Genomic DNA, 9,550 nt, shown 5'->3' with positions numbered 1-9,550 from the left:
CAGGGTTGTCGTGGGGAGTGGTGCGGCGCCGCCCCCGTCCCGGGGGGCGGCACCGTGTTCTGGTCGGCTCAGCCGACCGTCCACTTCTGGTTGGCGGCGCCGGTGCAGGTCCAGATCTGCAGCCGGGTGCCGTTGGCCGAGCTGTTGCCGGTCGCGTCGAGGCACTTGTTCGCGGCGATGTTGACGATGTCCCTCGCCCCGGTCACCGTCCAGCGTTGGGCGCCCGTCCCGTTGCAGTCCCAGAGCTGGATCTTCGCGCCGTCCGCCGTGGACGCCGAGGTGACGTCGAGGCACTTGCCCAGCGCGCGGATGGAGCCGTCGCCGTTCACCGACCACTGCTGTGCCGCGGTGCCGTTGCAGTCGTAGAGCTGCACCGGGGTGCCGTTGGCGGTGTTCGCGCCGGCGACGTCGACGCACTTGCCGCCGATGCCGGTGATCCGGCCACCACCACCGCCGCCATCGCTGTCGTTGGTGACCCGCACGTAGTCGACGGTCAGCGTGTTCGGGAACGGCGTGCTGCCGTTGGGGTCACCGGGCCAGTAGCCGCCGACGGCGAGGTTGAGGATGAGGAAGAACCCGTGGTCGAACACCCACCGGTTGCCGTTCAGGTCGGCGGGAGTCCTTGTCTGGTAGACGTTCCCGTCCACCGACCAGACGATGCGGTTGGGCGACCAGTCGACCGCGAACGTGTGGAAGCCGTCGGCGAACGGGTTGCCGATCGAGTAGCCGGCGCCGATGCCGCCCGCGCCCGAGTAGCCGGGGCCGTGGATCGTGCCGTGCACCGTGTTGGGCTCGAAGCCGACGTTCTCCATGATGTCGATCTCGCCCGCGTCCGGCCAGCCGCCGCCGGTGCCGAGCATCCAGAACGCCGGCCACATGCCTTGCCCGCGGGACATCGTGAGGCGGGTCTCGAAATGACCGTAGGTCTGGGTGAACTTGCCGGAGGTGTTGAGCCGGGCCGAGGTGTACTCGCACCGGCCGTACCAGCAGTTGTAGTTGCCGGGGTTCTCCCGCCGGGCGGTGATCACCAGGTTGCCCTGGCCGTCGTGCACGGCGTTGCCGGTGCTGTTCGTGTAGTACTGCCGCTCGTGGTTGTTGACGTTGTCGCCGGTCTCCATGTTCCACCTGGAACCGTCGACCGGGGTGCCGGCAGGCGCGTTGAACTCGTCCGCGAACGTCGTGGCGGCGATCCCCACATCGGGGGCGGCCGCCGGGGCGGGTTCGCCGGCGGCAGGGGTGCTCATCGCCACCGTGGTGCTGAGTAGGGCTGAGGCCAACGCCGCCAGGACGGCGGTGTATCTGAATCGTCGTGAGCAGGGGTGTGTGGACATCATTGTCTCCACCGACGAGTAGGTTTGTTGTCCCTAGCAACAAAGAATGCCATGGTCTAGACCATGGCGACAAGAGTTGGGCGATAACTTTCGAAACCGGTTCCGGACCCGGTTCCGGTCGCCGGGTTTAAGTGATCGCTTAACGGAGAGGTTCGCCCTGGTCACGGTCCGCGTAGCGTGGACGGGGTCAGGAGGTGGTCGTGATGAGCGACGAGGCTCTGTCCGTTTTGCACGACATCTGGCGCGCGCGGGAGCAGTCCGCCGCCGATCTCGATGCCACGCTCGGTCACGGCAAGACCTGCAAGGCGATGAAGCACGTGGGATTCGGCGCCGGCTTCGGCGGGGACGCCGAGCCGGTGGACGACGACCTGCGGGCGGCATGGCGGTCGAAGCTCGAGCGCGAGGGCAAGCTGCGGTCGGACAGGCAGAGCATGCGTGACCTGCTCTCCTCGCGCGACGCGCCTCGCTCGTGACGTCCCCCGGGCTCGGGTCCGTCGCCGAGCTGACCGAGGTCCTGCGGGGTGGTTCCTACCTGGCCGACCGTGGGCTCGCGACGGCGGTGTACGTGGCGTTGTCGTTGCGCAGGCCGTTGCTGCTGGAGGGCGAGGTCGGGGTCGGCAAGACCGAGATCGCCAAGGTGCTCGCCGCGGTGCTGAACCGCGACCTGATCCGGCTGCAGTGCTATGAGGGGATCGACACCAGCCAGGCGCTGTACGAGTGGGACTACGCGCGGCAGCTCCTGCACATCCGGGCGCTGTCCGCGCCCGGTGCCACCGAGGTCTCGGAGCTGTTCGGGCCGGAGTTCCTGCTGGAGCGGCCGCTGCTGTCGGCGGTGCGCGCGGGTGACCGGGCGGTGCTGCTGATCGACGAGGTCGACCGGGCCGACGACGAGTTCGAGGCGTTCCTGCTGGAGGTGCTGTCGGACTTCCAGATCAGCATCCCGGAGATCGGCACGGTCGCCGCGGCGTCGCCGCCGCTGGTGGTCCTCACGTCGAACCGGACCCGCGAGCTGCACGACGCGTTGAAGCGGCGCTGCATGTACCACTGGATCGACTACCCGCCGGCCGAGCGCGAGGTGGAGATCGTGCTGCTGCGGGCGCCGTCGGTGTCGGAGACGTTGGCGCGCAAGGTGGTCGCGGCGGTCACCCGGCTGCGCGAGCTCGACCTGGCGAAGCCGCCAGGGGTGGCGGAGACCATCGACTGGGCGCGGACCCTGGACTTCCTGGGCGAGACGGTCCTGTCGCCGGCGGTGGCGTCGGACACGCTCGGCGCGGTGGTCAAGGAGCGGGACGACCTGGCGCTGGTGCGGGAGTCGTTGGGGGAGATCGTCCCCGATGGCTGAGTTCGTGCGCCTGCTGGTGGACTTCGGGCGGGCGTTGCGTTCGTCGGGGGTGGCGGTGGGGACCGGCGACGTGCTGACGTTCTGCGGTGCGATGGCGCCGTTGGACCCCACGGATCTGGTGGACCTGTACTGGGGTGGGCGGACCACGCTGGTCCGCAGGCACGACGACATCGCGGTGTACGACGAGGTGTTCCGGCGGTTCTTCCTCGGCGCCTCGGCGCCCGCCGACGACCTGCTGGAGCTGAAGGCGACGCCGGCGGGCGCGGTGGCGGAGTCGGCGTTCGTGGTGCCGGCGACCGAGCCGGGCAGCACGGAGACCGAGGAGGCCCGGCTGGGACTGATGGCGTCCACTGTGGACGTCATGCGGCACCGCTCGTTCGCCGGGTGCACCGACGAGGAGCTGGCGCTGCTGCGCCGGATCATGGCCCGGCTCCGGCTCACGCCGCCGCGCAGGCGTACCCGCCGCACCCGCGCCGCATCGTCGGGTCGCGCCCCGGACCTGCGGCGGACCGTGCGCCGGTCGCTGCGCACGCACGGCGAGCTGGTCTCGTTGTACTGGCGCCGGCGCAAGCTCCGGCCCAGGCCCTTGGTGCTGATCCTGGACGTCTCCGGCTCGATGGCGGACTACTCGCGGGCGCTGCTTCAGTTCGCGCACACCGCCCGGCGGGCGGCCCGGCGCGTTGAGGTGTTCTGCTTCGGCACGCGGCTGACATGCGTCACCCGCGCCCTTCGCTCGCGGTCGCCGGACGAGGCGTTGCGCGAGGCGGCCGACGTCGTCGTGGACTGGGAGGGCGGGACGCGGATCGGGGCGTCGCTGGACGCGTTCGTCCGCGGCTGGGCCCGCCGGGGCGTGTGCCGGGGCGGGATCGTGGTGATCTGCTCGGACGGCCTCGACCGGGGTGACCCGGAGCTCTTGGCCACGTCGATGGCGCGGCTGTCCCGGCTGTGCCACAAGATCGTGTGGCTCAACCCGCACGCCGGCTCGGCCGCGCCGTCGCTGGGCATGATAGTGGCCGAGCCGTACATCGACGAGCTGCTGACCGGCCACGACCTGGCGAGCCTCGAGGACTTCGCCGCGTTGTTGCCCACCCTGTCCTGAGAGGCTGTCCCGAGAGGCGTGCCGATGACCCGCTGGAGCGTAGGACTGGAGGCCGAGGGCGACCGCGTCCTGACCCACGACGAGATCCTGGAGCTGGCCGACGCGGTGGCCGGCAGCGGCGGCATAGCGACGGGCATCGGCACCCCGCGCTACGGCGCGCGGCTGGTGGTGGAGGCCGACACCCGCGACGAGGCCGTCGACAAGGCGAAGGCCGAGTTCGAGGCGGCAGCCCGCAAGGCCGACCTCCCCGAGTGGCCGATAACCCGCGTGGAAACCACGAACGAGCACGACGACCTGATGCCCGACTAACCCCGCGGGTCAGGTGGGGTCTTTGGGGGTGGTCAGGGGGTTCGTGGTGCGGGTCTTGTACTCGCCGATCCAGTGGTCGCGCCATGCCTTGTCGTACTGCTGGGGGTTGCAGCTCGGTTTGTAGATCGCGATCAGCTCCCGGGCGATCTGCTCCCTGTGCGCCCTCGTGCCGCCGGGGACCTCGAACGTCGCGATGTGCACCTTCCACTTCGAGCCCGCGCGTTTCACCCAGCAGCCGGCGCGACCGTGCTGGAACGGGAAGCGCTCGCCGGACAGGTCGTCGCTGTGGTCCACATAGGACACGGCGTACCGGTCGGGCCGCGACTCGGCGTCGGGGCGGTACAGGATCACGTACACCGCGGCGCTGCTCGGCGGCGTCCAACCGCCGAGCAGCCGCGGGCCCTCGAAGAGGTATCCCGCCAGGGAACCCAGCCGGATCATCCGGACTTGAAGCCGACCGTCTCGTGCAGCCTGGACCGGCGGGTGCCCGACACCGGCCGGGCGACCCGGGAGGCCTCCGGCGCGGCCGCCGGGGTCACGTTCGACACGATCCGTTCCGCGAAGCCGTACAGCAACGGCAGTGCGGAGGCCACCACCTTGCCCGTCCGGTTGATGTGCTCGACCCCGGGCACGATGTCGGCCGCGTGTTGGTTCACCGTCTTGACGTGCTCCGAGCACCTCTCCAGGCTCGCCGCGATCCGGGTCAGCAGCGTGCCGATCCAGAACAGGAAGAACGCCAGCCCGGCGATGAGGACGACGATCTCCACGACCGTCAGCACCACCAGCGTCGTCGTACTCATGAAGGCTCCCCGGCAGCGGTGGACGCAGCGGTGGACGGAGCGGTGGCCAGCGCGGCCCGACCCAGGAACAGGTGGTGCTGCAAGCCTTCCGCGAGCACCGCGTCGACCCGCACCGCCGTCTGGGGGATCAGTGCCGCGTGTCGGGTGTTCTCGGTGACCGCCTCGAGGGTGTCGCGGACGTTCGCCACGCGCTTGTCGACCAGCTTCACGTAGTACACGAGCAGGCTGAGCAGCGCGACCACGGCCACGATCACCACGAGGCCCAGCACCAGGATCACCGTCCAGTAGGTGATCTCGTTGTCCGCCATGTCAGCCTCCCAACCTGTGCCGGCCGCGCTCGAGCCCGGCGACGATGGTCTCCGCGTGGTCGATGGTCGTGGTCAGCGCGGCCAGCGGCGCGGTGTTGGTCTCCGCTCGCCGCAGCGCCGCGTCGATCCGCGGCGCCTGCTTCCCGATCCGGTACGCCAGCACGATGATCGGGGTCACCAGCGCCACCACGGCGACCACGACCACCAGGCCGATGATCAGACCGACGGTCCAACCGGTGAGGTCGGCGTCAGGCATCGGACGAACCTCCCTCAGACCGTCTCGGTCCAGTCGCGCACCGGCTTGAGCGTGGCGTTCACCGAGATGAGCCGCGCCGGCACGGTGCCGGTGCGATCGGCGATCGACTCGACGCCGCCGATGAGCGTGTCGAGCGTGCCGGTCACGTGTTTCAAGTGGACGATCACGCGGAGCAGGGCGACCGCCGTCAACGCGATGACCAGCGTGGCGGCCACGAGCGTGACCCAAGCGACGACAGGCATTACCCCTCCAAGAGCTTCTGCACGCTGCCGGCGTACCGCACCGCGCCGACCTGGACTTCCTTGATCGTCTCGTCGGTCGTGGCCAGCAGACCCGGTACCGGCTCGAGGCCGTCGTTCAGCGCGACCCCGTCGACGAGGATCTCGTCGGCCGCGTCCCGGATCCGTTCCACCGCGGCGAGGATCCGGTTCAGCAGCGCGATCACCACCGGCAGCACCACGAGCAGCAGGACGAGCGCGCCGATCCACCACAGTGCCATCACTGTTCCGCCTCTCCGGAATTGACCCTTGTGGTCGCCTCGTGCTGATGTCGTCCGGTTCGGCACGTACTTGTGGCTGGGTTGCGTCCCGTTCCCCTTAGGTGCGGTTGGCAGACACGCGGCTTGTCCATTGCGGTCATGTCAGCCTCCCATCGCCGCGCGGCGCCGCGCGTTGGACCCGAAGAACCGCCAGAACACCCGCTTGAGCGCGGTCAGCGCGGCGGTGATGCCGATCGCGAGGCCGCTGGCCGACGTCGCCGGGCCCGCCTGGCGTTCCTCGCCGCGAACCCACCTGGGGATGTCCTCGGCCGCGTTCCTGGAGAACTGCTGCACCAGGACGTTGGTGACATCGCTGATCATGCCGCGGCCGTACTGCGCGGCCGCGCCGGAGATCTGCAGGTCCTGTGCCACCTTGACCCTGGTGCCGCCGCCCTCCCGCACCAGCGTCGCGGTGAGCACCAGCGCGGCCTGGCCCCGGCCGCGCTCGTCCGCGCCGGCCGCGTTGATCACGGCGCGGTGGTTGGCCTCGTCGCGTTCGACGATCTCCACGTCGCCGGCGAAGCGCATGGACACCGGGCCCATCCTGATGGTGACCCGGCCCTTGTAGTTGTCCTCGTCGATCACCTCGGTGAGCTCGGTGCCCGGCAGGTTCGGCGCCATTCGCGGCACGTCGAGCAGGTAGCGCCAGACCTGGTCCACCGGCGCTTGCACGTCGAAGTCACTGTTGATGAGCATCAGTCGGTCCTCACTGGAGGCGCGCCGGACACGTCCGAACCGGTGTTGATGGCCTCCCACACGCGGTCCGGCAGCAGCGGCATGTCGATGTTGCGCACCCCGGTGTCCGACAGGGCGTCCAACACCGCGTTGACGAACGCCGCCGGCCCGCCGACCGCCGCGCACTCGCCGACGCCCTTGGCGCCGATCGGGTGGTGCGGGCACGGGGTGACGACCTCGTGCAGCTCGAAACCCGGTGTCTCCCATGCGGTCGGCAGCAGGTAGTCCATGTAGTTCGAGCCGACGCAGTTGCCTTCGGTGTCGAACGTGATGAACTGCATGTTCGACACGGCGTAGGCCTCGGTGAGCCCGCCCATGATCTGCCCTTCGACGATCATGGGGTTGATCCGCACGCCGCAGTCGTCCACCGCGACCACCCGCAGCACGTCCCACACCCCCGTCTCCGGGTCCACCTCGACGGTCGCGATGTAGCAGGCGAACGGCCAGGTGAGGTTCGGCGGGTCGTAGTAGGCGTTGTTCTCCAGGCCCGGCTCCATTCCGTCGGGCATGTTGCCGTACGCGGCCATCGCGCACTCCTGGATCGTCACGCCGCGGTTCGGCGCGCTGCGCACGTAGAACCGGCCCAGCTCCCACTCGACGTCCTCTTCGGACACCTCCAGCAGGTGCGCGGCCAGCTTCCGTGCCTTGGCGCGGATCTTGCGGGACACCATGGCCACCGCCGCGCCGGCCACCGGGGTGGACCTCGACGCGTAGGTGCCCATGCCGAACGGCGCGGTGTCCGTGTCGCCCTCCTCGACCAGGACGTCCGCGGCCGGGATGCCCAGCTCGTGGCTGACGATCTGGGCCCACGTCGTCTCGTGGCCCTGGCCCTGTGTCTTCGCGCCGGTGCGCAGGATCGCCTTGCCGGTCGGGTGCACCCGCAGCTCGGCCGAGTCGAACATCTTGATGCCGAGGATGTCGTACTCCCGGCTGTTACCCGCACCCAGCGGCTCGGTCATCGTGGAGATCCCGATGCCCAGCCTGCGCCCGCGCTTGGCCGCCTCTTCCTTGTCCCGCAGGAAGTCCTGGTACCCGATCGCGTTCAGCCCGATGTCCAGGCACTTGAGGTACTGGCCGGAGTCGGTGAGGAAGCCGAACGGCGTGCGGTACGGGAACTGGTCGTCGCGCACGAGGTTGCGCCGGCGGAACTCGGCGGGGTCCAGACCGAGGTCCGCGGCCGCCGTGGCGATGATGCGTTCCTGGAAGAACATCGCCTCGGTGACCCGGAACGAACACCGGTAGGCCACCCCGCCAGGTGCCTTGTTGGTGTACGCCCCGCGCGCGGTGATGTGCCCGACGGGGATGTCGTAGCAGGCGAACGCCGAGTGCACGAGCCCGATCTTGAACTTGCTCGGCTGCGCGTCGGAGAAGAACGCGCCCTGGTCGGTGTCCGCGTGGAACCGGGCGGCGAGGATCTTGCCGTCGGCGCGCAGGGCGAGCTCGCCGTCGAAGTACATGTCCCGCGCGAACCCGGTCGAGATCAGGTTGCCGGACTTGTCCTCGATCCACTTGACCGGCTTGCCCAGCAGGATCGAGCACAGGATCGAGCACACGTACCCGGGATACACCGGGACCTTGTTGCCGAACCCGCCGCCGATGTCCGGCGAGATGATCCGGATCATGTGCTCGGGCAGCTCCGCGACGAGCGCGACGGCGGCGCGGATGATGTGCGGCGCCTGGGTCGTCATGTAGACGGTCAGCTTCTGGGTCGCCGGGTCGAAGTTGGCGATCGAGCCGCAGCACTCGATCGGCGACGGGTGCGAGCGCGGGTAGTGGAGCTTGAGCCGGGACACCAGGTCGGCCTCCGCGAACGCCCGGTCGGTGCCCTCCTTGTCGCCCACTTCCCACTGGTAGCAGACGTTGTCGGTCTGCCCCTCCTTGTCGTCGCGGATCAGCGGCGCGTCCGCGGCGAGCGACTGCTCCGGGTTGACGATCGCGGGCAGCGGCTCGTACTCGACCACGATGGCCTCGCAGCCGTCCTTGGCGATGTACGGGTCGTCGGCCACCACGCACGCGATCTCCTGGCCCTGGAAGCGGACCTTGTCGGTGGCGAGCACCGCCTGCGTGTCGTAGGACAGCGTCGGCATCCACGCGAGGTTGCGCTGCGCGGCCATCTCCCCGGTCAGCACCAGCCGCACGCCCGGGATCTCCCAGGCCTTGCTGGTGTCGATCGACTTGATCCGCGCGTGCGCCAAGGGGCTGCGCAGGATCTCCATGTGCAGCATGCCGGGCAGCGTGATGTCGTCGGTGTAGTTGCCGCGGCCGCGGATGAACCGGTCGTCCTCGACCCGCTTGCGGCTGGCGCCGAGGCCGCCGATCTTGACTTCGTCCAAAGCGGTCATGTCACGCTCCCACCGGCTGCATCTTCTTCGCCGCCCACAGCACGGCCTTCACGATGTTCTGGTATCCCGTGCAGCGGCACAGGTTCCCGGACAGCGCCCACCGGATCTCCTCCTCGGTGGGGTCGGGATTGCGTTCCAGCAAGGCCATCGCGCTCATCATCATCCCGGGTGTGCAGTAGCCGCACTGGAGTCCGTGCTCCTCCTTGAAGCCCTCCTGGATCGGGTGCAGCTCGCTGGCCCGGGCCATGCCCTCGACCGTGCGCACCTCGTGCCCGTCGGTCTGCACCGCGAGCATCGTGCAGGACTTCGTCGCCCGGCCGTCCACGAGCACGGTGCACGCACCGCAGTTGGTGGTGTCGCAGCCGATGTGCGTGCCGGTGAGCCCCAACCCCTCACGAAGCAGGTGCGCGAGCAGCACCCGCGGCTCGACCTCGACCACCCGCTCCTCGCCGTTGACGGTGACCGTGACCCTTCGCTTGTCCATCGGATC

At 69.6% G+C, this 9,550-nt stretch carries 14 protein-coding genes; 4 read left to right on the top strand and 10 right to left on the bottom strand.

Annotation, left to right across the window (positions count from 1 at the left end; all coding sequences use genetic code 11):
- Positions 1–68: 68 nt before the first annotated feature.
- A complete protein-coding gene (locus GEV28_RS19930; RefSeq protein ID WP_291413607.1) occupies positions 69–1,244 on the bottom strand; it encodes a family 16 glycosylhydrolase in 1,176 nt (391 codons plus the stop codon).
- 290 nt (positions 1,245–1,534) lie between these two features.
- Between GEV28_RS19930 and GEV28_RS19925 the strand changes: the two genes are divergently transcribed.
- The 4 genes from GEV28_RS19925 to GEV28_RS19910 are packed head-to-tail and all read left to right on the top strand — an operon-like array spanning position 1,535 to position 4,081.
- Complete coding sequence (locus GEV28_RS19925; RefSeq protein ID WP_291413606.1) at positions 1,535–1,804, top strand: hypothetical protein; 270 nt, start codon at positions 1,535–1,537, stop codon at positions 1,802–1,804.
- Positions 1,801–2,673: a MoxR family ATPase gene (locus GEV28_RS19920; protein ID WP_291413605.1), complete on the top strand. Its 873-nt coding sequence runs from the start codon at positions 1,801–1,803 to the stop codon at positions 2,671–2,673. The genes GEV28_RS19925 and GEV28_RS19920 overlap by 4 nt, the downstream gene beginning before the upstream one ends.
- The gene (locus GEV28_RS19915) at positions 2,666–3,772 is read left to right on the top strand and encodes a VWA domain-containing protein (RefSeq protein ID WP_291413604.1); all 1,107 of its coding nucleotides are present in this window, start codon (positions 2,666–2,668) and stop codon (positions 3,770–3,772) included. Before GEV28_RS19920 ends, GEV28_RS19915 begins: the two co-directional genes overlap by 8 nt.
- Before the next feature lie 24 nt (positions 3,773–3,796).
- A complete protein-coding gene (locus GEV28_RS19910) occupies positions 3,797–4,081 on the top strand; it encodes a hypothetical protein (RefSeq protein WP_291413603.1) in 285 nt (94 codons plus the stop codon).
- A gap of 9 nt (positions 4,082–4,090) precedes the next feature.
- On the opposite strand, the gene GEV28_RS19905 is transcribed toward GEV28_RS19910, so the two are convergent.
- The 9 genes from GEV28_RS19905 to GEV28_RS19865 all read right to left on the bottom strand — a co-directional run bounded on the left by GEV28_RS19905 (position 4,091) and on the right by GEV28_RS19865 (position 9,544).
- Positions 4,091–4,522: a hypothetical protein gene (locus GEV28_RS19905; protein ID WP_291413602.1), complete on the bottom strand. Its 432-nt coding sequence runs from the start codon at positions 4,520–4,522 to the stop codon at positions 4,091–4,093.
- The gene (locus tag GEV28_RS19900; RefSeq protein ID WP_291413601.1) at positions 4,519–4,881 is read right to left on the bottom strand and encodes a hypothetical protein; all 363 of its coding nucleotides are present in this window, start codon (positions 4,879–4,881) and stop codon (positions 4,519–4,521) included. Before GEV28_RS19900 ends, GEV28_RS19905 begins: the two co-directional genes overlap by 4 nt.
- Positions 4,878–5,189 carry a hypothetical protein gene (locus GEV28_RS19895; RefSeq protein WP_291413600.1) on the bottom strand — a complete coding sequence of 104 codons (312 nt, stop codon included), beginning with the start codon at positions 5,187–5,189 and terminating at the stop codon, positions 4,878–4,880. The genes GEV28_RS19900 and GEV28_RS19895 overlap by 4 nt, the downstream gene beginning before the upstream one ends.
- A gap of 1 nt (position 5,190) precedes the next feature.
- Positions 5,191–5,445 (bottom strand): hypothetical protein, encoded by a 255-nt coding sequence (locus GEV28_RS19890; RefSeq protein WP_291413599.1) that lies wholly within the window; start codon positions 5,443–5,445, stop codon positions 5,191–5,193.
- Positions 5,446–5,459: 14 nt separating this feature from the next.
- Entirely contained in the window at positions 5,460–5,687 is a 228-nt protein-coding gene (locus GEV28_RS19885) for a hypothetical protein (protein ID WP_291413598.1), read from the bottom strand.
- Positions 5,687–5,944, bottom strand: a complete 258-nt coding sequence (locus GEV28_RS19880) for a hypothetical protein (protein ID WP_291413597.1) — start codon at positions 5,942–5,944, stop codon at positions 5,687–5,689. Before GEV28_RS19880 ends, GEV28_RS19885 begins: the two co-directional genes overlap by 1 nt.
- Positions 5,945–6,085: 141 nt before the next feature.
- On the bottom strand, positions 6,086–6,679 hold the full coding sequence (locus tag GEV28_RS19875) for an SRPBCC family protein (protein ID WP_291413596.1): 594 nt from the start codon (positions 6,677–6,679) through the stop codon (positions 6,086–6,088).
- On the bottom strand, positions 6,679–9,060 hold the full coding sequence (locus GEV28_RS19870; protein ID WP_291413595.1) for an aerobic carbon-monoxide dehydrogenase large subunit: 2,382 nt from the start codon (positions 9,058–9,060) through the stop codon (positions 6,679–6,681). Before GEV28_RS19870 ends, GEV28_RS19875 begins: the two co-directional genes overlap by 1 nt.
- Position 9,061: 1 nt before the next feature.
- A complete protein-coding gene (locus GEV28_RS19865; protein ID WP_291413594.1) occupies positions 9,062–9,544 on the bottom strand; it encodes a (2Fe-2S)-binding protein in 483 nt (160 codons plus the stop codon).
- Positions 9,545–9,550 lie beyond the last annotated feature (6 nt).

The organism is Actinophytocola sp. (assembly GCF_009379765.1).
GTDB lineage: Bacteria > Actinomycetota > Actinomycetes > Mycobacteriales > Pseudonocardiaceae > Actinophytocola.
Note: the sequence above shows the minus strand (reverse complement) of the source record. Positions and strands in the feature narration are given on the sequence as shown.

What these genes read in the sequence shown, in the direction of transcription:
- GEV28_RS19925 (WP_291413606.1), top strand. Translation starts at nt 1,535, where the DNA reads ATGAGCGACGAGGCTCTGTCCGTTTTGCACGACATCTGGCGCGCGCGG.
- GEV28_RS19875 (WP_291413596.1), bottom strand. Translation starts at nt 6,679, where the DNA reads ATGCTCATCAACAGTGACTTCGACGTGCAAGCGCCGGTGGACCAGGTC.
- GEV28_RS19930 (WP_291413607.1), bottom strand. Translation starts at nt 1,244, where the DNA reads ATGAGCACCCCTGCCGCCGGCGAACCCGCCCCGGCGGCCGCCCCCGAT.
- GEV28_RS19895 (WP_291413600.1), bottom strand. Translation starts at nt 5,189, where the DNA reads ATGGCGGACAACGAGATCACCTACTGGACGGTGATCCTGGTGCTGGGC.
- GEV28_RS19915 (WP_291413604.1), top strand. Translation starts at nt 2,666, where the DNA reads ATGGCTGAGTTCGTGCGCCTGCTGGTGGACTTCGGGCGGGCGTTGCGT.
- GEV28_RS19905 (WP_291413602.1), bottom strand. Translation starts at nt 4,522, where the DNA reads ATGATCCGGCTGGGTTCCCTGGCGGGATACCTCTTCGAGGGCCCGCGG.
- GEV28_RS19910 (WP_291413603.1), top strand. Translation starts at nt 3,797, where the DNA reads ATGACCCGCTGGAGCGTAGGACTGGAGGCCGAGGGCGACCGCGTCCTG.
- GEV28_RS19890 (WP_291413599.1), bottom strand. Translation starts at nt 5,445, where the DNA reads ATGCCTGACGCCGACCTCACCGGTTGGACCGTCGGTCTGATCATCGGC.
- GEV28_RS19900 (WP_291413601.1), bottom strand. Translation starts at nt 4,881, where the DNA reads ATGAGTACGACGACGCTGGTGGTGCTGACGGTCGTGGAGATCGTCGTC.
- GEV28_RS19865 (WP_291413594.1), bottom strand. Translation starts at nt 9,544, where the DNA reads ATGGACAAGCGAAGGGTCACGGTCACCGTCAACGGCGAGGAGCGGGTG.
- GEV28_RS19880 (WP_291413597.1), bottom strand. Translation starts at nt 5,944, where the DNA reads ATGGCACTGTGGTGGATCGGCGCGCTCGTCCTGCTGCTCGTGGTGCTG.
- GEV28_RS19870 (WP_291413595.1), bottom strand. Translation starts at nt 9,060, where the DNA reads ATGACCGCTTTGGACGAAGTCAAGATCGGCGGCCTCGGCGCCAGCCGC.
- GEV28_RS19885 (WP_291413598.1), bottom strand. Translation starts at nt 5,687, where the DNA reads ATGCCTGTCGTCGCTTGGGTCACGCTCGTGGCCGCCACGCTGGTCATC.